The 25,312-nt window shown below is 48.7% G+C and carries 8 protein-coding genes, 15 tRNA genes, 1 rRNA gene and 9 pseudogenes (1 of these 33 cut by a window edge); 6 read left to right on the forward strand and 27 right to left on the reverse strand.

Going from position 1 to position 25,312, the window contains the following annotated elements; all coding sequences use genetic code 11:
- Positions 1–22: 22 nt before the first annotated feature.
- Positions 23–4,882, reverse strand: coding sequence for a pullulanase X25 domain-containing protein (locus GC56T2_RS14125; RefSeq protein ID WP_483299723.1), 4,860 nt, complete (start codon positions 4,880–4,882; stop codon positions 23–25).
- A 372-nt stretch (positions 4,883–5,254) separates the two neighbouring features.
- Between GC56T2_RS14125 and GC56T2_RS17870 the strand changes: the two genes are divergently transcribed.
- Together GC56T2_RS17870 and GC56T2_RS14130 are read left to right on the forward strand one after the other, a co-directional pair.
- The gene (locus GC56T2_RS17870) at positions 5,255–5,416 is read left to right on the forward strand and encodes a hypothetical protein (RefSeq protein ID WP_172706361.1); all 162 of its coding nucleotides are present in this window, start codon (positions 5,255–5,257) and stop codon (positions 5,414–5,416) included.
- Positions 5,415–6,107 (forward strand): annotated as a pseudogene (locus GC56T2_RS14130) (alpha-amylase domain-containing protein); the annotation flags it as partial. The gene GC56T2_RS17870 and the pseudogene GC56T2_RS14130, both read left to right, overlap by 2 nt.
- Before the next feature lie 187 nt (positions 6,108–6,294).
- Here the strand turns inward: GC56T2_RS14130 and GC56T2_RS18390 are convergent.
- From GC56T2_RS18390 to GC56T2_RS14155, 5 genes and pseudogenes are all read right to left on the reverse strand, one after another.
- Positions 6,295–6,396: pseudogene (locus GC56T2_RS18390) on the reverse strand (type IV toxin-antitoxin system AbiEi family antitoxin domain-containing protein); the annotation flags it as partial.
- Between the two features lie 80 nt (positions 6,397–6,476).
- Complete coding sequence (locus GC56T2_RS14140) at positions 6,477–8,804, reverse strand: bifunctional 2',3'-cyclic-nucleotide 2'-phosphodiesterase/3'-nucleotidase (protein WP_144976067.1); 2,328 nt, start codon at positions 8,802–8,804, stop codon at positions 6,477–6,479.
- 451 nt (positions 8,805–9,255) lie between these two features.
- Positions 9,256–9,810: a GNAT family N-acetyltransferase gene (locus GC56T2_RS14145; protein WP_144976070.1), complete on the reverse strand. Its 555-nt coding sequence runs from the start codon at positions 9,808–9,810 to the stop codon at positions 9,256–9,258.
- The gene (locus GC56T2_RS14150; RefSeq protein ID WP_144976072.1) at positions 9,737–10,327 is read right to left on the reverse strand and encodes an NUDIX hydrolase; all 591 of its coding nucleotides are present in this window, start codon (positions 10,325–10,327) and stop codon (positions 9,737–9,739) included. The genes GC56T2_RS14145 and GC56T2_RS14150 overlap by 74 nt, the downstream gene beginning before the upstream one ends.
- Positions 10,328–10,940: 613 nt before the next feature.
- Positions 10,941–11,264: pseudogene (locus GC56T2_RS14155) on the reverse strand (nucleotidyltransferase family protein); the annotation flags it as partial.
- A gap of 99 nt (positions 11,265–11,363) precedes the next feature.
- Between GC56T2_RS14155 and GC56T2_RS14165 the strand changes: the two are divergent.
- On the forward strand, positions 11,364–13,022 hold the full coding sequence (locus GC56T2_RS14165; protein WP_144972777.1) for an IS1634 family transposase: 1,659 nt from the start codon (positions 11,364–11,366) through the stop codon (positions 13,020–13,022).
- Between the two features lie 127 nt (positions 13,023–13,149).
- Here GC56T2_RS14165 and GC56T2_RS14170 read toward each other — a convergent pair.
- The 3 genes and pseudogenes from GC56T2_RS14170 to GC56T2_RS14180 all read right to left on the reverse strand — a co-directional run.
- Positions 13,150–13,416: pseudogene (locus GC56T2_RS14170) on the reverse strand (nucleotidyltransferase family protein); the annotation flags it as partial.
- 188 nt (positions 13,417–13,604) lie between these two features.
- Positions 13,605–14,494, reverse strand: a pseudogene (locus tag GC56T2_RS14175) (IS256 family transposase); the annotation flags it as partial.
- Positions 14,495–14,606: 112 nt separating this feature from the next.
- The gene (locus GC56T2_RS14180) at positions 14,607–15,026 is read right to left on the reverse strand and encodes a GNAT family N-acetyltransferase (RefSeq protein ID WP_144976074.1); all 420 of its coding nucleotides are present in this window, start codon (positions 15,024–15,026) and stop codon (positions 14,607–14,609) included.
- Positions 15,027–15,303: 277 nt separating this feature from the next.
- On the opposite strand from GC56T2_RS14180, the pseudogene GC56T2_RS14185 reads away from it, so the two are divergent.
- Positions 15,304–15,789 (forward strand): annotated as a pseudogene (locus GC56T2_RS14185) (IS4 family transposase); the annotation flags it as partial.
- 114 nt (positions 15,790–15,903) lie between these two features.
- A pseudogene (locus tag GC56T2_RS14190) lies at positions 15,904–16,803 on the forward strand (IS4 family transposase).
- 423 nt (positions 16,804–17,226) lie between these two features.
- Here GC56T2_RS14190 and GC56T2_RS14200 read toward each other — a convergent pair.
- Both GC56T2_RS14200 and GC56T2_RS14205 read right to left on the reverse strand, forming a co-directional pair.
- Positions 17,227–18,359, reverse strand: a pseudogene (locus tag GC56T2_RS14200) (IS4-like element IS5377 family transposase).
- Positions 18,360–18,523: 164 nt separating this feature from the next.
- A pseudogene (locus GC56T2_RS14205) lies at positions 18,524–19,621 on the reverse strand (IS701 family transposase); the annotation flags it as partial.
- 105 nt (positions 19,622–19,726) lie between these two features.
- Between GC56T2_RS14205 and GC56T2_RS14210 the strand changes: the two are divergent.
- On the forward strand, positions 19,727–20,860 hold the full coding sequence (locus tag GC56T2_RS14210) for an IS4-like element IS5377 family transposase (RefSeq protein WP_015375695.1): 1,134 nt from the start codon (positions 19,727–19,729) through the stop codon (positions 20,858–20,860).
- Positions 20,861–21,841: 981 nt separating this feature from the next.
- Here GC56T2_RS14210 and GC56T2_RS14220 read toward each other — a convergent pair.
- The 16 genes from GC56T2_RS14220 to GC56T2_RS14295 form a co-directional block, all read right to left on the reverse strand.
- A tRNA-Leu gene (locus tag GC56T2_RS14220) sits at positions 21,842–21,926 on the reverse strand.
- A gap of 60 nt (positions 21,927–21,986) precedes the next feature.
- Positions 21,987–22,060 (reverse strand) — tRNA-Cys (locus GC56T2_RS14225).
- Between the two features lie 9 nt (positions 22,061–22,069).
- Positions 22,070–22,141, reverse strand: a tRNA-Gly gene (locus GC56T2_RS14230).
- Between the two features lie 5 nt (positions 22,142–22,146).
- A tRNA-Gln gene (locus GC56T2_RS14235) sits at positions 22,147–22,221 on the reverse strand.
- Between the two features lie 15 nt (positions 22,222–22,236).
- Positions 22,237–22,309: transfer RNA gene (locus GC56T2_RS14240), tRNA-His, on the reverse strand.
- Positions 22,310–22,320: 11 nt separating this feature from the next.
- Positions 22,321–22,394: transfer RNA gene (locus GC56T2_RS14245), tRNA-Trp, on the reverse strand.
- A 9-nt stretch (positions 22,395–22,403) separates the two neighbouring features.
- Positions 22,404–22,488, reverse strand: a tRNA-Tyr gene (locus tag GC56T2_RS14250).
- 5 nt (positions 22,489–22,493) lie between these two features.
- A tRNA-Thr gene (locus GC56T2_RS14255) sits at positions 22,494–22,569 on the reverse strand.
- A gap of 44 nt (positions 22,570–22,613) precedes the next feature.
- Positions 22,614–22,689, reverse strand: a tRNA-Phe gene (locus tag GC56T2_RS14260).
- Between the two features lie 163 nt (positions 22,690–22,852).
- Positions 22,853–22,928, reverse strand: a tRNA-Asp gene (locus GC56T2_RS14265).
- Positions 22,929–22,932: 4 nt separating this feature from the next.
- A tRNA-Met gene (locus GC56T2_RS14270) sits at positions 22,933–23,009 on the reverse strand.
- 200 nt (positions 23,010–23,209) lie between these two features.
- Positions 23,210–23,285: transfer RNA gene (locus GC56T2_RS14275), tRNA-Val, on the reverse strand.
- An 8-nt stretch (positions 23,286–23,293) separates the two neighbouring features.
- Positions 23,294–23,365: transfer RNA gene (locus tag GC56T2_RS14280), tRNA-Glu, on the reverse strand.
- 14 nt (positions 23,366–23,379) lie between these two features.
- A tRNA-Ser gene (locus GC56T2_RS14285) sits at positions 23,380–23,470 on the reverse strand.
- Between the two features lie 4 nt (positions 23,471–23,474).
- Positions 23,475–23,549: transfer RNA gene (locus tag GC56T2_RS14290), tRNA-Asn, on the reverse strand.
- Positions 23,550–23,753: 204 nt separating this feature from the next.
- A 23S ribosomal RNA gene (locus GC56T2_RS14295) occupies positions 23,754–25,312 on the reverse strand (it continues 1,372 nt past the right edge of the window).

The following is a 25,312-nucleotide window of genomic DNA, read 5'->3' on the forward strand; positions in this document are numbered from 1 at the left end:
CAAGGCAGCATGGCATCGTACATCACCAACCGTTCGCTTGCTTTACTTTTTCCTTCGATGGAGGGTGATCGCGGATGAAGCTAGGTATATTCGTCAAGTAAATCCCATCACCAATCCTGTATTGTCCACCGAAATAATGGTCATACCGATAAAACCGATACGCTTCACCCGGACACAAAATGCGTTTCAGCTCGCTATCGACCTCCTGCTTCCATAAGTTGATTGGTATTTTCACCGTCAGCCAGCCATGCCCTCTCTTCAACGCCACGCCGTCCCAACAGACTTTTTTTCCTCGCCCCGGAGGAGGAACTGGTTTTTTTGGTTTCTCTTTTGACTTCGGTGGAGACGGTTTGTGCGGCGGCACCGATGGAGGTGTTCCATGTTTAGGAGGAATGTTCCCCTTCGGCGGAACCCCTCCTCCAGGGGATGTGCCATCCGGTGGGCCGCCGCTGCCCGGAGAAGTGTCGTTGCCTGACGATCCTCCTCCTTGAGAAGGCCCTCCACCGTCTGAAGGTGGGGACGTCGTCAACTGGCCTTCACGCAACTGCTTCGTCTCCAAATTTAGCACGTAATCTTTCGTATTTTTCGCAATGGCTCCACCGTCGTTTTTGAACACGGCTGCTTTGCTTTCCGCTGACGGTTCGATATGGATCGCCACTTCTTTTTGCTGCGGAGCCGGCGTAAAGGTGTAGACAAATGCCATCTGATCATTGATCGGCACCCGCTCGCCATTGATCGTCAAAACACCGTTTTTAATGGCATTGCCCTTGATCGTCACTTGACTCCCTTGTTTTTGTACCTCTTCGATGACCACCGGCATATCGATCCAGCGCAAAATGCGGTCTTCCACAACCATCGTATTGTTTCCTTCATTGTGAACGGTCACTTTCAAATCCGTGCCGATCGAACCGTATCCATAATAGCTGACATCATCATCCCCAACGTCTGCAGGCGTATGATCAGCCAGCCCTTCCTGATCCCACGACCCGCCTTTCACATACTTATACGTGATCGTTTCCCCTTCTTGCACTTCAGTTGTAAATTGCCAATCAGGCGTCACCGCTCCATTGCGTGACATTTCCCACGCCCCTGTGTTCCAGCCATTCAAACTGTTTGGAATCGTAATTCGGGCATCTAACGGCGTATAGTCTGGGGCTTTGACTTTAAAAATGACTTTCACCATCACAATGTCCGGCTTCACTTTGACCGTGTTGGACGCGGTGACATTTCCAGCGCGGTCATACAGCTTGACAACGTACGCATACTCGGTGCCGTTTTCGACCCCGTAATCAACGAACGATGTGCTGATGGATGTCGTCATATGAATGACTGTTCCATTGCGTTCAATGACTAGCAAGTATGCATCCGCATCATCTTTTCCGACAAACTGCCATGACAAATGAACTTGCCCTGACTCAACAGGCGGCGGCGTCAGCGCAATCGCCTCGGCCGGCGCTTTTTGGTCGCTGGAGTCGGCCGCAAACGTCACTTGTTTGGCTTCCGTATACACCCAATCCTCGCCAAGGTTGGTCGTCAGCGCGTAGCGATACGTATACGTCCCTGCCACAAGCGGGGTGAAGGCGGCACGGAACACATTAGCGTCGCCATCTTGCCCTTGGTAAACCGCTCTATATTCTTTCCATGCTTCGTCATGCGACCCTTTCACTTGCAACACCGCTTGCAACCCATCGGCTGCTCCTTTGCTTGTCACACCGTCGATGTTCACTTTGACATCGATTGGTTGCGGCTGGGACAAGTCGAGTGTGGCATCGCTTAACGTGGTCACGAACTGGACATTGTCGCTCGTCAGCGGATAATGAGGAACGACGCGATTCGTTTCCACCTTTGGCGACTCATTCCCGTTCTCATCGACGGCGGTAACGGCAAAGTAATACGCAGTCCCGTTCGCCAACGAATCGATCGTCACGGAAGTCTCGTTCGTTTCCGCCGCTAACGTATAACCAGCCCCTTGAATGGTTGATTGGTACACCCGATACTTCGACGCTTGCCCTTCCCAAGTAAGCGTCACGCGGCCAACCGCGGCGCTTGCCTGCAAATTTCTGACCGCGGCAGGCATTTCTGCCGTCACCGTCCCAAATATCATCCGTCCGTCCAAGGCCGGAATTGTGACCGTCAACGTTCCGCTGGCGACCGTAGCTTTCCCGCCATCATGCAACTCATCCGTCAGCACGGTGCCGTTGGGCAGCCACGAAGCGACGTCAAGCGCCACCGTTTTGTCCTCATTGCCACGGTTGACGGCAATGAGCGCCACGTCACGCCCGTATTGGCGGGCAAAGACGTATACATCCCCTTGCGCATACACGGTCTTGATGTCGCCATGGGCCAGCAATGACGAATGATGTTGACGAATTTGGCCGACTTTTCGATAGTGCGCCAACAAGTTTTGGTCTTCGCTGCCCCACGGATAGGTGCGGCGGTTGTCCGGATCTTTTGAGCCTGTTACCCCCGCTTCATCGCCGTAATAAATCGTCGGCGCCCCCGGATATCCCATCTGCAAAATCGCCGCTAGCTTGAGCCGCTTTTTCCCAAGTTCTTCATTATAATTCGGATCAAACTCCGCCCGCTCGAATGAATCCGTTCCGTTCCCAAGCAGAAAGACCGCCCGCGCCGTGTCATGCGAACCGATCAAATTCATGAGCGCATAAAACGCTTCGCTCGGGTAGTCTTCCCTTATGGCCGTCAGTCGCCGATCGGCCTCTTCTGCATTCCCATTTCGCAAAAAGTCAAGCACCGCCCCGCGGAACCGGTAGTTCATCACGGAATCGTACTGGTCGCCTAGAAAATATTTCGATGCGTCATCCCAAATTTCCCCTAAAATGAGCGGCTGCTCCCCTTCTTTTAACGTCGGGCCGCGGTCGTACGATCCGTGAAGCAACTCTTGACGAAACTCGCGCCAAAACGCCGCATCCACCTCGTTGGCCACATCGAGCCGCCAGCCGGAGGCGCCGCGGGTCACCCAGCTTTTCGCTACCGAATCCGGTTCGCGGAAAATGTAGTTCGCGAGCGCATCGTTGTTTAATTCACTCGGATACGGTACCTTTTCCCCCGTCACCGACTTAAACTCCGGCAGGCTGTCATACCCCCACCACGACTGATACTGATAACGCCCATCGACTTTTTTGTTTTCAATATGGAACCAAAGGTGAAACCCATACGGGCTGAACGTTTGTCCTTGTTGTTTGAACGTCTCCTCTGCCTGTTTCCGCGCTTCCTCCTCGCTCAATCCTTTCTCATTCATCAAATCGTACACCGCTTCCCAATATTCATAGGCGCCAACGGTCGGATAGCGGTGGTAACGGTCGAAGTAAATCGAATCATCAGAGACGTGGTTAAACACCCCGTCTAAGATGAGATGCATTCCTCGTTGCGCCAGTTCCTGAACAAATGCCTGAAACTCTTCCGGCGACCCGAACATCGGATCGAGTTCTTTGTAATTGCTTGCGTCGTATTTATGGTTCGAGGGCGCCGTGGCGATTGGGTTTAAGTAAATCGTGTTCACCCCAAGCGACTGCAAATAGTCCAACTTCTGTCTAATTCCGGCGATGTCGCCGCCGAAAAAGTCGTTCGACCATTCGCCGTCGCCATCGTAGCCGCTCGTTCCTTTCAAGCGCGGATTATCGGGCAACTCCGACCAAGCGCGATGTTCAATCGGCTGTGTCCCGCGCGCCTGCTGCTTGCTGTTGTCATTGGAAGGATTGCCGTTGAAGAACCGATCCGGGAAAATTTGATACACCACCGCTTCTTTCATCCAGTCGGGCGTCCTGTAATCCGGATCATACACCGTCAGTTGGAACAGTTCCGCGCGGCTGTCCACTGCTTTCCCCCATTGCCCTTCTTGCGTATCTTCACCGTATTCCACTTTCGTTCCGGCATCTTGCGCTATAAATTTATACCCGTACACCCCTGACGCAGAAGGGGTGAACGCCACCTCCCAATATTCATCGTCCCCGAGCACGCCGACTTTTTCCATCGTGTAGACGTTGGCCGTGCCGGTCGTCGCATTTTTCACATATACATCTGCTTTCGTCAAATCGCCTTTTTTCGCCGCTAAACGAAGCGTCACCTTCGTTCCCGCTTTCACCGCCCCAAACGGCTGGCGGTACAGCGCATCCCATGTGTTATGCTTGAGCCGCTCTTTTTGAACGATTCCATCAGAACCTTGCGGGCGATAATCGGTATAGACCTCTTTCGTCTTCGCATTGAAAAAGAACGTGATAGTGGAAGGCTCCAACACGTTTAACCGTGCATTGTCTTGCGGATAGTTTTCATCCCAATTGGTTCCAAGCACGATTTTGTATTCATAAGATCCTTTCGGCACCTGCGCCGTCAACGCATAAACGGAGTCAAAATCGTCATCCTTGAGGAAGGCCGTCGATGTGGCTGGAGTCCAACCATTATTGTCTGTCTCATAACCGATGGCCGGCAACACGGTTCCGACCAAACGCGGCTGTTTTTCCTTTGGAATCGGCGCATACCAAGTCGAGTCAGCGATGGCATGAGTGCGATCATGGTAGTAAAACGTTACCTTTGTCGGCTCGTTCAATGTCAATGTAAGATTTCCGCCGTTGCGCCCACCAGCACCGTAGTTTTCATCCCAGCTGCCGTTGATGGCGATTTTGTACTCATACGTCCCCGCCGGCAACGTTCCCGTTAATGTATAAAGCCCGTCGCCTTCATCATGCATCACGGTCGCTGCAGCCGACGGATCCCATTCTTTTGTATGCCCCAATTCATCCTGCAGCGTCCCGACAAGCGTGACTGTTCGCTCAGGAGAACCCGCGCTGACAACTGGCTGCCCCTCTCCATTCCCGTAAGCAACCGCCGAGCAGAACGGGGAAAGAACCAGCCACACACCTGCCAAAATCCATCCTATCCTCCTTCGCCTCCGCGCTTTCAAAACCGGGACACCTCGCTTTTCCCCCATTCTCTTCCCAATTCTCTTCTCCCCTTTCTGTTTTTATGCTAACGTTTGCACAAATAGATTAAGGAAAACGTTTTCCTCAACCTCATATTATAAGAATCGACTAAATATTTCAACACGTTTTTTGAAAAAGAAAAATACCGATCTATTTGTTGAAAATTCGCCGTTGAAACCGCTATCAACATCCACTATAATGTAGACATACTTGGATGCATCGCCACCTTCCTTGTCTTTTCTGTGCAATCGTTTCCTCAATGATTATGCCACGGATGCTCCAAGCCAGCGTAATAAAGAAAGGGAGGAGAATATGTCATGAAAACGCTTCAAAAATTAGGCCGAAAAGCGATGGTATGGCTCATCACCTGCTGGCTCGTCCTTTCGTTCTTCGGCGGCCCAACGTCATCGGCTGATGCCGCTCCTTTGAACGGCACGATGATGCAGTATTTTGAATGGTACTTGCCGGATGATGTATGACATTAACAAATTGCACAATTACATTACAAAAACAAACGGAACCATGTCTTTGTTCGATGCCCCATTGCACAACAAATTTTATACGGCTTCCAAATCAGGGGGCGCATTTGACATGCGCACATTACTGACCAATACTCTCATGAAAGACCAGCCGACCTTGGCCGTCACCTTCGTCGACAACCATGACACGGAACCCGGCCAAGCGTTGCAATCGTGGGTGGATCCTTGGTTCAAACCGTTAGCTTACGCCTTTATTTTAACGCGCCAAGAAGGGTATCCATGCGTGTTTTATGGCGACTATTATGGCATTCCGCAATATAACATTCCTTCGTTGAAAAGCAAACTAGACCCGCTCCTTCTCGCGCGTCGTGATTACGCTTACGGAACGCAGCATGATTATCTGGATCATGCGGATATCATCGGCTGGACAAGGGAAGGCATCGCCGACAAACCCGGCTCCGGACTCGCCGCGCTGATTACCGACGGACCTGGAGGAAGCAAGTGGATGTACGTGGGCAAACAGCATGCCGGAAAAGTGTTCTATGACCTTACCGGCAATCGGAGTGACACCGTCACCATCAACAGTGATGGATGGGGAGAATTCAAAGTCAATGGCGGTTCGGTTTCCGTTTGGGTTCCGAGAAAAACAACTGTTTCCGCAGCCGTTCGCCCGCTTGCCCTCCAGCCATAACTAGGAGAAGCGATCCGCTCGAGCGAAGGGCAATGACTGAATAAGCGACTCATCGCAGCCATGGCATGATCATCCCTCTGTCATGGAGACAAAACACACTGCCTTGTCCGCTGCTGAGGAAGCGCAAGGCAGTGTGCTTGATCTCATCTTTCGACCCTTCCGACGAACATCGGGAGGATTTTTTGTATCCATTTTTTTCTCTGTATCGAATAATGTCGCAAATCGTTTTTTCGCGATGATAAATGCTTATTTTATGGCCGCCTATTTCCACTTCTTCAATTCCATAATTATTATATGCCGACAGTAAGTAAAATTCCTACCGTTATTTGCGAGGCTGCCCCATTCATTCGGACAGCCCCACTTTCTTGCTTACTCCCCATTCACCAACTTCAACTTCTCCTTTGACGGCGTTTCGTAGCGGATGTGCGTATCGATGTCGGTCACGTAATACCCGCCACCGACCGCATACTGTCCGCCGAAGCGCGCGTCATACCCGTAGACGCGGTACACTTCCCCAGGCTGTAAGATGCGGACGAACACAAGGCGCCCATCCTTCGTCCGTTTCCATAGATTGATCGGCTTTTGCACCGTCAGGCGGCCGATTTGCCCTTTTTTCAGCTCCACGCCGTCCCAGTAGACTTTTTTCCCGTGCCCCCGAGGAGGGGTTGACTTTTCCGGCTGCTTTGGCGGATTAGGCTTTTCTTTCTTCCAAAGCGGCAAGGCAAACTCATATTGGGCAAATCCGCTTGGCAAGTTAGCGACATAGCGGATGCTGCCGTCTGGCGGCAAGTATTTTTGCGCTTCCGGCGACGATTCAAAAGAAACGGTCACCGGTTGTTTCCCTTTCACTGGCGCAAAGGTCCAGTTGCCATCCGCCGACGGGTTGATCGTTCCGTTTTCCCGAATGTAATCGATGATGACTTGCCGGTTTTCATCCGGTGCGGCCAAAATCGTGTTTTTCCCGCCCGGATTGATGATCCGGTTCGTCGTCGCCCGGTAGTTGTTCGTCGCAACGATAAATTCCATGTTCGGCGTCACCGGCTTGCCTTGGAATCGCAAATTTTTAATGCGATTCGCCTTCGGGTTGATCACATTTTGGTTTTTGTCGTATTTCGCCGGCTCGGTGACATCGATCTCGTACGTTACACCATCAATAATGTCGAAGTTGTACGTCGGAAAGTCGTTGTTCACAAGCAGCTGAACGTCTGTCTTGTTCGGGTCGATTTGGTTGAATTGCCCTGCCGACCACTCAAGCCATTCTTTCAACTCGGCTCCCGTAATTTTGAGCGCATACACGGTATTCGGATACAAGTACAAATCGGCGACGTTTTTAATGGCAATTTCCCCCGCCGGAATATCCGTGTAATAGCTCGGTCCACCGCGCCCGCCGGCTTTGAACGGAGCGCCGGCCGACAGCACCGGAAGGCCTTCATATTTCGTCCCTTTCAACATCTTTTCGACATACCATTTTTGCGCATTCGTGACCATTTGCACGGACGGATCGTCTTTGATCAGCGCAAAATAGCTATTGATCGGGCTCGTGGTTTTTCCAACCGGGCTGCGGACGTACTGAATCGTCGCTTCATGTTCCGTTTGGATCGCCTGCTCCACGGCCGGGTCGCTGTCAACCAACGGCGTTTTCGTCGCCTTGTCGTACACCGGGCGAAGCTGGGCTTTCGCTTGCGTCACGTTCCATTTTCCATCGACTTGCTCAACCGTCAAATCAATAACCCCAAGCGTATCGCCCCACGCCCCCGGCATCGTCACCGGAACGCCGTTGATCGTGCCTGTTTCATTGTTGATACCGTTCCCATCCGGAAAATCGGGCGTCGTTCCCGGAAGCGCCGGAAATTTTTTATGCTGGTGGCCGGTCAACACGGCGTCGACCCCCGGAATTTGCGTCAAATAATAGGAGGCGTTTTCCATATTCGGGCTGTTTCCGCCGGTTTCAATGCCCGAGTGCGACAGCACGACGATCAAATCGGCCCCTTCCGCTTTCATTTTTGGAATATACTTTTGTGCCGACTGCACAATGTCTTTCGCTATCACTTTCCCTTGCAAATTCGCTTTGTCCCAATCCATGATTTGCGGCGGCACAAAGCCGATGACGCCGATCTTCAGCGTATGTGTCTCTCCGTCCTCATCAACGACGTCTTTCGCGAAAATGTGATACGGTGTGAAATAGTTGACATCGTTATCTGGATTTTGATCATGGTCATCGCGGTACACGTTCGCATTGACGATTGGCAGCTTGGCATCGTCATACACCTCATGGAGGAAATCCAAGCCATAGTTGAACTCATGGTTTCCCACCGTCGCTGCATCATACTTCAACAAATGCAGCAGTTTCACCGCTGGATGCACTTCGCCATCTTGCAGCGGCTTCACTTTCGCCACATAGTCGCCAAGCGGCGTTCCTTGAATCAAATCCCCGTTGTCAAACAGAAGCGTATTCGGCTGCTCAGCGCGCGCCTGCTCGATCAATCGCGCCGTCTTCGACAGCCCGAACTCATTCGTCGGGCTGTCTTTGAAATAATCATAGTTAACGAGATTCATATGTACATCGGTAGTCTCCAAAATGCGCAGCTTGACGACATCCCGATCCTCCGCGCCCACCGCCGTCGGCCCAAACGAAGGAGCCAGCAGCCCCAACGCCAACGCCACGCTCGCCGCCGCGTATTTCTTCCGTTTTTTCAAGGTCCATTCCCCCACTCATCAAATCATTGTCATCTGTATTATACTATAAAAGATACAAAACTTTCGGTAAATGTTTCGCTAAAAATTTAGCAAAGGGGGATATAAATGGTCCGTCAAGGACATATAAATGTTGTGCAGAGGGGTGGAGCAAAATGGATCATTTCATCGAGCAGATCCAGACACTATCGAAAAGAGTGAACAGATTAAAGAGAAAACCTGCCGGATTCGGCGAAGCGAACCCTTGACCAACCGAACACCGCCAAAGGTAACATTCGGTAAAGGCAAGGGCAGCTTTTCAATTGCCTTCTTTTTGTCCCCGTCGCCCTTGATGACTCTTTCCCACCTTTAGCGGATGTTGGTCAAGGGCGAATCCGGCCTTGAGCATCCCTCCGATGCTCAATCGGATGGTCTGGGTGGAATTTTCATAAAACTTTTGATGCCACCCGTCCCCCTATTTGACAAAGCGGGCCATCAAGATCAAATCCCAATACGTCTTGTCATCGATTTTGACGGCGTTTTTCTTCACCCCCTCTTCGACAAACCCAAACGTTTGATACAATCGAAGCGCACTCGTATTATCCGCGACAACTTCAAGGCACACTTTTTCAATGAACGGATGTTCCGTTGCCCAATCAAGAAGCGCCGCAAGCAGCGCCTTGTCGACCCCTTGGCCCCGAAAATCGCTTTTCACGCTCATGCCGAAGGATCCTTGGTGTCTAGTTCGCTGCTTATGGCCATTATGAAAATCTAACAATCCGATCATTTCCCCGTCATGCTCGGCGACAATCGCCAACTTTCCCGGATCATCAATGATTTGTTGCAGCCATTGTTTTTGCCGCTCGCTTGTCATCACCACTTCCGCTTCCGTCGTCAGCAAATACGGCGCTTCCGCCGTCACCGCCTTCACAAACGCAACGACACGCTCGGCATCCTCAGGTGATGCCGTCCGTACGACAATCGGCCGGCCGCTTGCCGTCATCAACTGCCTTGGTTGAATGTTCCCCATGGTTATCCTCCTTATTGTATCTGGGATACTCAGGGTTTTTAGGTGTGTTTTCCAATATACTCCATTTTATAGAGTTATCTGGTTTACACCATTCAACTATCCCATTTAGAAAATTTCCTTTTTCAACAATTTCTTTTATAAAAGCTCTGTGGTAATCTGTCACTTCCTTGTTATAATATAATGTTTCTATTTCAACTAGATGTGGGGTCAATTTCTCTGGCTCCTTTAGTTCTAATTTCCCCTTTACATTTCTTGTCATATACCAAAAGCAAACAGAGTGGTAGTCACTTGTATGTGCTATAAACGAAACCACACCACGTAATTCTAAATCATCGACTATTAAACCAGTTTCCTCAAACATTTCTCTCTTACAAGCTTGTTCTAGAGTCTCATGTAATTCTACATGACCACCCGGAGGAATAAAATAGCCATGTACTGCCGAAGTTTTATCCTTTTTTTTTATCATGACAATCTTATCATTTAAAAGAGCTATGCAAGATACTTGAACTCGAATCATGTGTAGACACCTCCCTATCTTTAGAATACTTATACAGGATAAAGGCTAAATTTCCAAAATACCCTTCATTCGGAACTTTTATTTTATTCCCATTAATACGTAGTTCTTCTTCATATTTACTGTAGATGAGCATTTTTCATTACAGTAATTTCCATTCCCTAAGAGACAAACAGGGGACCCCTTAGGCGACATGGAGCTGTTTTTTGTCATGTCTCCTTTTTTTGTTTAGTTGTTAATTTATGTTAGCGAATTTGCTCATCTACAGTTATAAAAGTAAAAAATGAAGGGCCAAAATGAATATCCATTCGCACGTCATTTTACATGTCATTTTTCATTTTATAGGCTCTTCACCACAAAATGTACTTGACAAAAAACGTTTTTCATGATAAAAACGTCAAAAAGATTTATTGCCATTTTTTGTTATTTTTGTTCAACCGGGAGGGATAATATCATGTTTGTTCCTAAAAGTCAAGTACATCTTTCGGTGATGAACCATTTTATACCTTAAAAAGGAAAATTTTACATTCTTTTAAACTAAACTGCCCCGTTCGCCAACCATGCATCGCTTCGCGGCACCACAGATTAAGGAAAAATTCTGTTCTGCTATGGGAGTTTAATAAGAATTTTCAATATGAAAAACTTTAACCTTATACCAAATATTTTTCCAGTTCTTTTTCGTTATCCGTTCTTCGTAAATCTTTGATAACTCTTTTGATTCTTTAAAATAGGGTGTCGGTTTTACTTCCAAGTTAATCACATCATCTACTCCCCAAGGAGAAACCAAGATGATGTCATTCTTTTCATCTAATTTTACACCTAAAGATGTTGCTGTTTCTGGAAACTTTGATATAGCATCTACGGAAGATGAATAAGGAGAAATATTATTAACAATATGCATTCTTGCCTCATTTTTCACTGACCAAGGAATGTTAGGAACTCACATTTCGCACCCTCTCGACGAAAATCGGGAGGATTTTTTCGTTCCGATGTCGAATGAATCCTTGACACACAAGGAAAGTGAAGGAGTTTTTCTCTCATGAACGTTCAAGTCAAAAAGGTCTATCGTAATGATTATTTGAATATAATAAGTGCCCTATTCAAGAAACTGGGCCTGCCCCAATTGATTGACCATCTCGTTCCCGTTGATCCACAGTGCCAGACTCGAGTCAGCGATGCCGTTCAGGCCATCATCTACAATATGTTTGACGGCCGGCAAGCCCTCGTTCACGTGGAACGATGGGCTCAGGAGATCGATCTAGAGAAACTCATCCGTCCCGGTCTCCATCCTTCCTGGTTGAACGACGATGCCTTGGCTCGTCATCTCGACCGCTTGTATGAGGCCGATATTCACAAGGTGATCAGCACTTGCTTGATTCACATTTATCGCAAAGAAGGCCTTTCCCTCCGAGCCTTTCACGCCGATACGACGGACAAGACCGTTTACGGCGCGTATGAATCGGCCTCGTTAGAGGCCTTACAAATCACACATGGCTATAACCGCCATCATCGTTGGCAAAAACAGATCGGTTTCGGACTGGTCGGCAACGAGGACGGCATCCCGTTTTACGGCGATGTGCACGACGGCAACCTGCCTGACAAAACGTGGAATCCGGAGGTGCTGTCCCGTGTCCACGAACAGCTCAAACAAGCCAAGATGGAAGACGAATGGATTTACGTGGCCGATTCCGCCGCGATGACAAAAGACACTCTGGCGCAAACCAAAGCGGCCAACGCCTTTTTGATCACCCGAGGCCCTTCGTCGCTTCGGATCGTGAAACGGGCATTAGCGGAGGCCGATTCGCCTCACATCCCGTGGAGCGAACCCTTTACGCTGGCGGAGAGAAACGGCGCCACGTACCGGGTATGGGAAACATCCTCCACCTATGAAGGCCACCCCGTTCGGCTGATCGTCGTCGAATCGAGTGCGCTCGACCAGCGAAAAGGAAAGACGCTCGAAAAAGAACGAACCAAAGAAGCGGAGCTTCTTCGCGAGGAACAAGCCCATTGGGAGCGCCACCCTTTCTCGTGCCGGGAAGACGCTGAACAAGCCTTGGCGTCCCTCAAGATGTCCCTTCGCCCACGGTTTCATCAGGTCAAGGCCGCGGTCGAAGAGATCGTACGCCCGAAAAAACGGCGCGGACGGCCGAAAAAAGGGGTGGAACCCGAGATGGAGACGCGGTATCTCTTGCGCCTTGACGTCGAATTCGACCAAAACGCGTGGGAACAGGCAAGACGGAAAGCGTCCCGGTTTGTCCTCGTCACGACCGTTCCGGAGGAATGGAAGGGCCAACAAATGGATGCCCAAGAGATCTTGAAGCTATATAAAGGGCAGATCTCGGTGGAAATGAACTTCGCTTTTTTGAAAGATCCGTTTTTCACGGATGAGATTTACGTCAAAAAACCAGAACGGGTCGCAGTATTAGGCTATTTGTTTCTGTTGGCCTTGGCGATTTACCGCGTTTTTCAGCGCCGAGTGCGTCAGTTTATTACTCCAGAACACCCGTTGAAGGGTCCTGGAGGCCGCAAGCTGACCCGGCCGACGGGACAGGCGATTTTTCAGCTGTTTCAATATGTGAACGTCGTCCTCCTGGAGCTGCCGGATGGGCGCATCCAACGCTCACTGGATCGCTCCCTCACCCCTGAACAACGAAGGATTCTGCAGGGGTTGGGGCTGGATGAGAGCATTTACGTGTAACGTCATACGGAACGACCAGCGATGGTAAAAAAAGGATAGCCATCGCTCGTTGTGTTGGTCAAAAAGTTATTCTGAAAAACTAAATAAAAAATCCTTTGTTTTGACCTTGTTAGGGTGCGAAATGTGAGTTAGGAAGGATATTTCTCAACCTAATTTCGAACTTCTTTTCTTCTAATTCGTCCATATTGGTATCATCAAAATAAATAACGTCAATATCTGGAATAGGTGTTCTTTCTTTAAAGCCATGTAACATATCCCATATTTTCGAACGAACAAATCCAGCACAGACCCACCAATCAGGTAAATTTAATGATTTTACTGCTCTTAATATATCCATCATCCACTCGTCTTCTTTAATCAGTTGAATGATATCTTTATCATTTTTGATAATCATCAGTTAATTTCCTCCAATTGGTAATGTCAAGAATTTTGTGTAATGCAAGATAGGGTATCTCTGAAATAGATTTGGAATGGATATGGGATTAGTTTCCCTTGCACAATAGACTGAATATTCAGCTTATTGTGTGAAAAGGGAGAATCCCCTGATCTTATTGGTTTTATATTTACATTATTTGGTTAAATTTAACGTTCTTCAAACATTCGTTGAAGAGCTTCATGCGCTTCGGCAAATCCTCGTAACTTTCTCCCTGCCCACTTCTCATTAAAATCTTGAATGGTTAAATACACGACTTTTTCCGCGGCTTCTACACTGCTCAAACGGTTCATCGGCTTGAGACGTTTCCGAATTTCCTTGATCGTTCGTTCGATGGCATTCGTCGTGTAAATCACACTTCGAATACTGCATCCATAAATGTTAGGAGGACATCCAACTCATTGGCCCAAGATTGAACTTCTCTCGGATACTTGCTCGACCATTTCGATTCAAACTGTCGAAACATCTGTAATGCCATCTCCTTATTCGGCGCGCGATAAATCAGCTTGAGGTTCTCTGCCATTTCGAATTGGTCTTTTTTCCGAACACGGCTGAGGGTGTTACGGACTTTGTGAACGACACAACGCTGTACATCGGCTTTCGGATACACCGCCTGACAGGCTTCTTCTAGACCCGGTAGTCCATCGAATACCCCTAAAAGCACTTCCTTGACGCCTCTTTTGTAAAGGTTTTGGAGAATTTCCTGCCATCCATAGGTACTTTCTTGTCCTCCCACAAAGAAATCAAGAATTTCGCGATATCCTTCTTCATTGACTCCTAACACCACATAAATGACTTCTTTCTCTACCGTATCGCGGCGAAGTTTTACGTATAAACCATCCAAATATAAGACCGAATAACCCTTTTGTAGAGGACGAGTGTGCCATTTCTCAATGTCTTCCTTTACGACATCCGTGATATGACTGATCGTCGTGGGAGAATACGCATTTCCTAAAATTCGTTCAATAAACTTGCCAATTTCCCGTGTACTCATGCCGCTTTGATACATCTTGATGATGGCTTCTTCCAGCCAGTTCGATAATTTTTATCAAGTAATGTTTTGACTCTTCCCATACGTACCTCCAAAAATAGACAATAATATTTAATGTTCTACAAGAATTAAACGTAATCTCAACAAGAGAATTTATTTCTTACTCTAAATACTCGTCACTTAGCTCATGATTTAAATACCTTGCCATTCCTGTTTTAACCCTTTTTAATCCTAGTTTCCGATAAAATTCTTCATTTCCAGTTGTTGAGATTAAATGCACACAAGAAACATTACTTAGTTTATCCAATAAAAACTCCATAATTTTTTTAGCTATCCCTTGCTTTTGAAAATCTCGATGGACCACAACATCATAGATTGCAGCATTAAAAACACCATCTGAAATCCCTCTTCCAAATCCAATAATTCGACCATTTACAGTAGCCAATGCTATAACATTACTTGCTTCAAAAACCTGCTTAATAATCTCGTTTGTATGCTTTGTCCAACCGACAGAACAATAAACTTCTCTCATTTCATCAAGATTTGCATTAGAAAAATCACTATGTATTTTTATGTCCATAATACTCCCCCTACCGAGTCGTTAGATTAGCAAACTACTTTTATATATTATGCAAGTGGTTGAAAAAATCCTTTTTTGAACATTACTGTCTGTTAGTCAAACAAGAAAATCAACAACATTACTGTAGATGAACATTTTTCATTACAGTAATTTCCACACCTTAAGAGACAAACAGGGGATCCCTCCATAGCCATCAAGTTAAGAAAACAAGAATAAATCTATGCCTCATTTGACCATCCTTTTGAGGACTTCATCATGTCTTAGAAAGGGGGTTTTTTTGAAGACGTCCTTATCTCTCCAAGAGGAATGGCATTGTTTTTTAGAGGGATTACGAAGCGTGTTATCGTGTGATGAGCTGGAACAGATGGCCCGAGATCATCGATTTATTCAACGAAAGGGGAAGTTGCGCGCCCATGATTTCGTGGCACTTTGCACATTTCTCCAGGAAGAAGGCGGTCAAAAATCATTGGTGCAGCTCTGCAGTGCTCTAGCTCTCAAGCAAAACACCTCTCTGAGTGCGGAAGGGCTCAATCAACGGTTTAACGAAAAAGCAGTGAGTTTCCTCAAAGCGGTGTTCGAAAAACTGCTGATTCATCAGACGCAGGAGGCCCGTCACGTGTGTCAAAGACATTCGCTGTTTCGCCGGATTCGCATTCTCGATTCCACGTCGTTTCAACTGCCTCCTGAGATCCAAGGGATTTACAAGGGATGTGCGGGGCCTGGGGTGAAAATTCAGTTAGAATATGAATGTCTAGAAGGCCGGTGAAAAACCGCTGTCACACACCAATTGGAGGCATTTTCATTCAGAAAAGAAAACTGATTCTTTGCAGTTTCTCTAATTGAGAAATAGGTGGAACTCAGCAGCATTTTGCACTAAATCACCAGCCCTCTAGAAGGGAAGTTTCTCCATGTGGACGTTGGGGATGCTCGTCATCATGACGCCGCCTACGGAGCGTCCCTTCGATCGACCATTCAAGAAGGAGACCTTTGTTTGAAAGACTTGGGCTATTTTTCTCTTGAGGGATTGCAAGCGATTCATGATGCCGGAGCCTTTTACATTTCGCGGCTCAAACACAATGTAGGGATTTACCAAAAAGAAGGGGATCAATTTCGAAAATGGGAACCAGAGGATTTCCTTGCGATGCTGCAACCCGGAGAAACCATAGAACTGGAAGATGTGTATGTCAGTGGAAAGAAAGTTCATCAACCGCGACTCATTGTGTATCGGCTGACCGAAAAACAGGAACAACAGAAGGAAGAACAATGGAAACAGAAGGCCAAACAAAAAGGGGCCGCGTACGTGACGCGACGTCCCCACCCAATATATGTATATATCACCAATATTCCAGCGATTTATACCTCCTTGCATGACATTCATACGCTGTATTCTCTTCGCTGGCAAATTGAGGTGATATTTAAAACATGGAAATCCCTGTTTCACATTCATCGATTCAAACCGATGAAAGGGGCTCGCTTTCAGTGCCACTTGTATGGAACGTTGATTGCCTTATTGATCAGCTCTACGGTCATGTTTGCCATGCGAGAATGGCTCTATCGAAAACAGAAAAAGGAATTGAGCGAATAGAAGGCGATGAGTATGATCAAGGAGTGGGGGATGGATTGATTTCAAGCCTTATGGTGTTCCGAGGTGCTAGCTGCCCAACTCCTTTTCAAACTGTGTGACATGATCGCTCAACACGGAAAAAAATCAAGGCGTTATACAAAAAAGAGCGCTTTAGACATGATCGAGAGTTTGGTCATCATGCCGTTGTCGTAAGGAATTCCCGTCTCATACCATAAAAAAACCTTCTATAGGGAAGGTGTATTTGGCATGCCTATCTTTTCATATTCTCACGGTCACAGCCTCCAAAGATGAAGAGTGAAGCCTTGGAGCTACTCGCTCCAAGGCTTCACTTGATGGCTATGGGGTCAGCCCCTTTCCTTAAACATATTGTCGAAAGTTTAAATATTTACTGTAGATGAGCAAATTTACTAACATAAATTGACAACTAAACAAAAAAGGAGACATGAACCCGATTCCTTGGTTAGAATAGATGTGCTACCAACTACCCACAAGGAGGTTCATGTCTCATGAATAGATTAGCACATCATCAAGGAATCCACAAGTTTTTCATGACGCTGGGATTGGCGCTTTATTTCTCGAAGCCGGTCATCAAGCATCTCGTTCCACGAGTGTTGATTATCCAAAATTATACATACGCCTTCCATAAATTTGGGCATACTCAAACAAAGCAGCGGCCATCCCGGATTTCCAATCGAGAGGAAGCTGCCCAGAGAAAAAACGGCGAACGAACGAAATGAAGGAAAGAGAGACGTTCGTCTGTTTTTTGGTTTGATCATACAGCCATCGCAGCAACACATACGCGATGAACGCCGCAAACAGCTGATTGTATACCGCATTTTCCGTCGTGCCAACCAAGGTCGGGACATTCAGATATTGCTTCACCCAACGGAAAAAGACCTCAACAGTCCAACGTTGTTGGTACATGTCGGCAATGGTTTCCGCAGACGCATGGAAGAGGTTCGTCACGACCCGAATGTCGCGGCCATTCGCATCTCGAAAGATCACCACCCGGTGACGCTTGGTGGAGCGGCATTGTTTCGTCCCCAACTGGCACGTGAAGTCGGCTTGAACCGATGAGGATGTGCTGGAAAGGCGTTTCAAGCTTTTTTCTGATGAAGTTCGATGTTGTCCTTCATCCGAATGACAAAGAGCTGATGCTGCTCCACAAATCGATCGAGGCGTTCGATTTTGAAATACGCCCGGTCTTCCACCAGCACTTGTTGAGCGTTCGTCAACTGTTCTCCCACCGGGCCATCATGACGCAGTCCGATGGTTTCCACCACGTCTGCCGGCAACGAGGATTCCGGCGAATACGCGACGTGCAGCTTCACTCCGGCGCGTTCGCCGTGATACGGCGCCCATGGCAGGCGGTTTTTCCCGACCGTGACGGTCGTCGAATCCACCACCCGAAGCGGTTTGGGAAACCGAAGCGAACGGCGGGTTTGGCGGTTGCACTTGGAAATGATCAACGCCAACAAGCGTTTCATGATGTCATAGGGAACTTCTTTCGCTTTCTTGGATACAGTCGAATAATGGAATCGCGGCAATCCATACAGAGGCCCCACATCGGCTCCGTGGCGAAAGCTTTTCCATTGATGCATGGCGGCCAGCAGGAAGAAGTGAATCAACTCGCGCAACGTAAAGGTTCGAGACGAATCACGATACCCAACCGCTTCGGCAATCAGTTGAATCTCTTCATCCGAAACAAGTTTTTGCATCAAATTCGGGAGTGTGGTATGCTTGTTCATAGAGAGCACCTCCTGGGTTTGTTTGTGTCGCTACTCACATTCTACAGGAAAGGTGCTCTTTTTTCTATACCCTTTGGATTTTATTGGATAATCAACACGCCTGTGTAGATGAGCATTTTTCATTACAGTAATTTCCATTCCCTAAGAGACAAACAGGGTCCCCCTTAGGCGACATGGAGCTGTTTTTTAATCACATCAATGGGAATATCTTGTTTTGCGGCGTCATAGATGAACTCGACGACGCTGTGCCCTTTCCGAGACCGAAGAAGCTCCAGGCCGGAAGAGAGGTCTTGTTGAGATTCCGCGATGCTGTATACGCAGGCGAACAGCACCACGGCCCAATACCGTTTCACCGCCCGAATGTGACGAACACGGTATCCATCGAGCTTCAGCTGGTCTTTGGCCTGCCGGAAAAAGCATTCGATCGTCCAGCGCTGGGCATAGTAACGCAAGATCTCTTCATCGCCTAGCTCCCGGTCGGTGCTCAAGACGACATGGAGATGATCTGGCGTCATCGGTTCATCCGCCTTCCAAGCCAGCAGCACCACCGCGTCATCGAGACCATGGATCGCTCCCTCGTAGCGATACACGCGGTAACGCTCCTTCCCCACCGTGACGAGGCGGGTGTCGTTGGGCTCGATATAATGGGCGAACTTCTTCGCTTGGATGGCGATGCCTTTCGGATAGAGAATCCGGTTCGTCTTGAGCATGGCGATGACATGGAATCCTTGTTTCAGGCAGGCTTCGATGAGCGCTTGGGACGGATACCACGAATCCATGAGCACATACACCGGCTGAGCCCGTTTCCCCTTGAGCGAGGAAAGCATCTCGATCGCTAGGTCGATTTTGCTTCTTCCCGCCGCCTTATCATAGAGACGAAACGCGAACGGAAACGCTTGTGTGAAGGTATGCACCATCAGCCAAACAAGCGAATGCCCCCAGACGGATTGATGATCTTTGTGCGAGTAGTGCCAATCACACCCTTGAATGGCGTGGGCGGCCCGTGACGAAGGCTTTGTTTTTTGGCAAATGGTATCATCAATCGAAACAAAAAGGGGTTGATTCTCCCGTTTGGCTAGACGTTCGATCTGGCGAAGGATCCATTCTTGCAGCTTCTCAAGCAGTTTTTCCTCGTTCCAAGGGCTTTTCGTGAAAAAGTGGCTCAGTGTTGTTCGATGATTCGGGTGAAAACTCCAGTACCGGACATCCGTCAATGTCCCCGAAAATCCCTTGGTCGTCAAGGCGTCGACAAGATGAACGAGATCAGGCGTGTTGATTATCCAATAAAATCCAAAGGGTATAGAAAAAAGAGCACCTTTCCTGTAGAATGTGAGTAGCGACACAAACAAACCCAGGAGGTGCTCTCTATGAACAAGCATACCACACTCCCGAATTTGATGCAAAAACTTGTTTCGGATGAAGAGATTCAACTGATTGCCGAAGCGGTTGGGTATCGTGATTCGTCTCGAACCTTTACGTTGCGCGAGTTGATTCACTTCTTCCTGCTGGCCGCCATGCATCAATGGAAAAGCTTTCGCCACGGAGCCGATGTGGGGCCTCTGTATGGATTGCCGCGATTCCATTATTCGACTGTATCCAAGAAAGCGAAAGAAGTTCCCTATGACATCATGAAACGCTTGTTGGCGTTGATCATTTCCAAGTGCAACCGCCAAACCCGCCGTTCGCTTCGGTTTCCCAAACCGCTTCGGGTGGTGGATTCGACGACCGTCACGGTCGGGAAAAACCGCCTGCCATGGGCGCCGTATCACGGCGAACGCGCCGGAGTGAAGCTGCACGTCGCGTATTCGCCGGAATCCTCGTTGCCGGCAGACGTGGTGGAAACCATCGGACTGCGTCATGATGGCCCGGTGGGAGAACAGTTGACGAACGCTCAACAAGTGCTGGTGGAAGACCGGGCGTATTTCAAAATCGAACGCCTCGATCGATTTGTGGAGCAGCATCAGCTCTTTGTCATTCGGATGAAGGACAACATCGAACTTCATCAGAAAAAAAGCTTGAAACGCCTTTCCAGCACATCCTCATCGGTTCAAGCCGACTTCACGTGCCAGTTGGGGACGAAACAATGCCGCTCCACCAAGCGTCACCGGGTGGTGATCTTTCGAGATGCGAATGGCCGCGACATTCGGGTCGTGACGAACCTCTTCCATGCGTCTGCGGAAACCATTGCCGACATGTACCAACAACGTTGGACTGTTGAGGTCTTTTTCCGTTGGGTGAAGCAATATCTGAATGTCCCGACCTTGTTTGGCACGACGGAAAATGCGGTATACAACCAACTGTTTGCGGCGTTCATCGCGTATGTGTTGCTGCGATGGCTGTATGATCAAACCAAAAAACAGACGAACGTCTCTCTTTCCTTCATTTCGTTCGTTCGCCGTTTTTTCTCTGGGCAGCTTCCTCTCGATTGGAAATCCGGGATGGCCGCTGCTTTGTTTGAGTATGCCCAAATTTATGGAAGGCGTATGTATAATTTTGGATAATCAACACTCGTGTCATCTACAGATACATGTCGGGAGATGATAATATGTTTTATACAGAAGCCCTTCCCAAAGGTCGGGTTTCCGTTTGGGATTACTTGCGTGTGGCGCTTCTCTTTGGAGCGTCGCTTTTTCTTTTGGTTTCGTCCTTCTAGGAGACTGGTGATTTAGTGCAAAAACGACTGATTCCGCTCATTTCTCAATTAGAAAAACCTTGCAGAATCCGCTTTCTCTTCTGAATGAAAATGCCGCCGATCGGGGTGTGACAGCGGTTTCTCACCGGCTTTCTAGGAAGGCGATAGTCGCTAGGACGAAACCGGTTAGCCTTGACTATCTTTAAATATTGACTATTGAAATAAACGTTTCAACCAACAACCACCATAAATGGCCCGAATTCGAACGTCCATGATGGGCAAACTCCTTTGCTTTCCTTGTGTTTCAAGGTTTTATTCGACAGGAAGATAAAAAATCCTCTCGATTTTTGTCGAGAGGGTGCGAAGTGTGAGTTAGAAAATTTGCTCATCTATAGTAAATAAAAGCGACCATACAAAGAAAGTCACTTTAAAAATTTCTTATACTTTTTTGAGAATTTTTTATAAAACGCATTAAAATTGCAGTTCCTGTAATGTTTGAAATTATACTTATACCAAGCAATACACTCCATATAGGGGTAGGCAAGGTAAGAGTTAATGACAACATCAAGAAAACGAAACCGAGTGACACAAAAACAAAACCTATATTTTTATTCTTCAATTTCAACACCCCCCATTTGTATATTATAACAAACATTTCAAATTTTATATACGGTTAACCCATTAAAGGGTTTCAGTTTAAGGGGTTTCAGTTTCTTCATAATTACATTTGTTCATTTAAAATCAATATCCGAACACGATTTTCTTCTCTCGAATCGTATTCGGTAAATAAAAAACAAGGGATTCCACTTACGTGAACCCCTTGTGCCTAAAGCCTTTCTCCTATTTTCGATGCCGATGGTGGGAGTCGAACCCACACGGGGGGCTACCCCACACGATTTTGAGTCGTGCGCGTCTGCCAGTTCCGCCACATCGGCGCGACATCTACCATTATATCTTCTTAACTTTTGTTTGTCAATAAAATTTTATTCATTAGATGGAGGCGGCACCCGGATTCGAACCGGGGGTAAAGGTTTTGCAGACCTCTGCCTTACCACTTGGCTATGCCGCCCTAGTCAAAAGCGGAAGACGGGACTCGAACCCGCGACCCCCACCTTGGCAAGGTGGTGTTCTACCGCTGAACTACTTCCGCAACATTGGCTGGGGTAGCTGGATTCGAACCAACGCATCACGGAGTCAAAGTCCGTTGCCTTACCGCTTGGCTATACCCCAATGCCATTTTTCAAGGGCGACTAGTGGGAATCGAACCCACGCATGCCAGAGCCACAATCTGGTGCGTTAACCACTTCGCCATAGTCGCCATGATAAGAGTGGCAGGGGCAGTAGGAATCGAACCCACACCGGAGGTTTTGGAGACCTCTGTTCTACCATTAAACTATGCCCCTTTATTTAAATGGTGGAGGGGGACGGATTCGAACCGCCGAACCCAAAGGGAGCGGATTTACAGTCCGCCGCGTTTAGCCACTTCGCTACCCCTCCAAGAATGGTGCCGACTGCAGGACTTGAACCCGCAACCTACTGATTACGATTCAGTTGCTCTACCAATTGAGCTAAGTCGGCATAATACGGATCAAAAAATGAACAGGCTCATTCTTAATATTTCATGGTGGCTCGGGACGGAATCGAACCGCCGACACAAGGATTTTCAGTCCTTTGCTCTACCGACTGAGCTACCGAGCCGTATGTTATTTTTTAACTCGCTCATTGATTGCTCTGTGCCTCTTCCTCTACCAGCTGATTCAAAGATGATCGATGCGTCGAGGCAACTCGCAGCCAACTCGATGATGCTGATGCTCGTCTCTACCGACTGAGCTGCCTTATCCTTACTTTACCTAATTAAAGATGGCGGTCCCGACGGGACTCGAACCCGCGATCTCCTGCGTGACAGGCAGGCATGTTAACCACTACACTACGGGACCTTATTGGTTGCGGGGGCAGGATTTGAACCTGCGACCTTCGGGTTATGAGCCCGACGAGCTACCGGACTGCTCCACCCCGCGATGATAAAAGATAAATTTGTTCCGACCATGCACTGAGCTTCGTTTAAATGTCTGTTGCCTCTTCCTCTACCAGCTGATTCAAAGATGTTCGATGCGTCGAGGCAACTCGCAGCGTATTCGATGAAGCAAATGCTCGTTGCTCCACCCCGCGACGATAGAATTTCAATAAGGCGATGAACTTTGTTTTGTATGTTTGAAAGTGGTGGAGGATGACGGGATCGAACCGCCGACCCCTTGCTTGTAAGGCAAGTGCTCTCCCAGCTGAGCTAATCCTCCACGAAAAGTGACCCGTACGGGATTCGAACCCGTGTTACCGCCGTGAAAGGGCGGTGTCTTAACCACTTGACCAACGGGCCATGCTGATGGATAATGGCGGAGAGCAAGGGATTCGAACCCTTGAGGCGCTATTCACGCCTACACGATTTCCAATCGTGCTCCTTCGACCACTCGGACAGCTCTCCACGATGGCTCCGCAGGCAGGATTCGAACCTGCGACCAATCGGTTAACAGCCGATTGCTCTACCACTGAGCTACTGCGGAATCATAATAATATCCTTATCAAAGTGTGATTTGATCACGTAACTGCCCATCGCTGAGCCATTACTGAGAGATATCGCTTTAGACATTTATTATTATAATGATTCGTGATGAGCTGTCAAGGCCTTTTTCATTCCTTCAAAACTAGATAACCGTCGGAAGAAGCCGCGCTTCGTACTGTCTAGCTCCGGCTCGCCTGCGCTTTTCTAGGTTAAGCCCTCGATCGATTAGTATCCGTCAGCTCCACGTGTCGCCACGCTTCCACCTCGGACCTATCGACCTCGTCATCTTCGAGGGATCTTACTCGCCTAACGCGATGGGAAATCTCATCTTGAGGGGGGGCTTCACGCTTAGATGCTTTCAGCGCTTATCCCGTCCGCACATAGCTACCCAGCGGTGCCCCTGGCGGGACAACTGGTACACCAGCGGTGCGTCCATCCCGGTCCTCTCGTACTAAGGACAGCTCCTCGCAAATTTCCTACGCCCGCGACGGATAGGGACCGAACTGTCTCACGACGTTCTGAACCCAGCTCGCGTACCGCTTTAATGGGCGAACAGCCCAACCCTTGGGACCGACTACAGCCCCAGGATGCGATGAGCCGACATCGAGGTGCCAAACCTCCCCGTCGATGTGGACTCTTGGGGGAGATCAGCCTGTTATCCCCGGGGTAGCTTTTATCCGTTGAGCGATGGCCCTTCCATGCGGAACCACCGGATCACTAAGCCCGACTTTCGTCCCTGCTCGACCTGTCCGTCTCGCAGTCAAGCTCCCTTGTGCCTTTGCACTCTCCGAATGATTTCCAACCATTCTGAGGGAACCTTTGGGCGCCTCCGTTACCTTTTGGGAGGCGACCGCCCCAGTCAAACTGCCCACCTGACACTGTCTCCCACCCCGCTAAGGGGTGCGGGTTAGAATTTCAATACCGCCAGGGTGGTATCCCACCGTCGCCTCCACCGAAGCTGGCGCTCCGGCTTCTTAGGCTCCCACCTATCCTGTACAAGCGATACCAAAATTCCATATCAGGCTGCAGTAAAGCTCCACGGGGTCTTTCCGTCCTGTCGCGGGGAACCTGCATCTTCACAGGTAGTATAATTTCACCGGGTCTCTCGTTGAGACAGCGCCCAAGTCGTTACACCTTTCGTGCGGGTCGGAACTTACCCGACAAGGAATTTCGCTACCTTAGGACCGTTATAGTTACGGCCGCCGTTTACTGGGGCTTCGGTTCGCACCTTCGCTTCCGCTAAGCGCTCCCCTTAACCTTCCAGCACCGGGCAGGTGTCAGCCCCTATACGTCGCCTTTCGGCTTCGCAGAGACCTGTGTTTTTGATAAACAGTCGCTTGGGCCTTTTCACTGCGGCTCTTCCAGGCTCTTCACCCGAAAGAGCACCCCTTCTCCCGAAGTTACGGGGTCATTTTGCCGAGTTCCTTAACGAGAGTTCTCCCGCGCGCCTTAGGATTCTCTCCTCGCCTACCTGTGTCGGTTTGCGGTACGGGCACCTCTTCCCTCGCTAGAGGCTTTTCTTGGCAGTGTGAAATCGGGGACTTCCGGATCAATCCGTCGCCATCACAGCTTGGCCTTCCGGCCAGCGGATTTGCCTACTGGCCAGCCTCACTGCTTGGACAGGCTCTTCCAGCCGCCTGCTCGCCCTATCCTCCTGCGTCCCCCCATCGCTCAAACGGGAAGGAGGTGGTACAGGAATCTCGACCTGTTGCCCATCACCTACGCCTTTCGGCCTCGGCTTAGGTCCCGACTAACCCTGAGCGG

Source organism: Geobacillus sp. C56-T2 (assembly GCF_007829715.1).
In the GTDB taxonomy this organism is placed as follows: Bacteria; Bacillota; Bacilli; order Bacillales; family Anoxybacillaceae; genus Geobacillus; species Geobacillus icigianus.

Coding starts and splice junctions, on each gene's coding strand:
- GC56T2_RS17870 (WP_172706361.1), top strand. CDS start 5,255: ATGAAAACGCTTCAAAAATTAGGCCGAAAAGCGATGGTATGGCTCATC.
- GC56T2_RS14145 (WP_144976070.1), bottom strand. CDS start 9,810: ATGGGGAACATTCAACCAAGGCAGTTGATGACGGCAAGCGGCCGGCCG.
- GC56T2_RS14150 (WP_144976072.1), bottom strand. CDS start 10,327: ATGATTCGAGTTCAAGTATCTTGCATAGCTCTTTTAAATGATAAGATT.
- GC56T2_RS14165 (WP_144972777.1), top strand. CDS start 11,364: ATGAACGTTCAAGTCAAAAAGGTCTATCGTAATGATTATTTGAATATA.
- GC56T2_RS14180 (WP_144976074.1), bottom strand. CDS start 15,026: ATGGACATAAAAATACATAGTGATTTTTCTAATGCAAATCTTGATGAA.
- GC56T2_RS14210 (WP_015375695.1), top strand. CDS start 19,727: ATGAACAAGCATACCACACTCCCGAATTTGATGCAAAAACTTGTTTCG.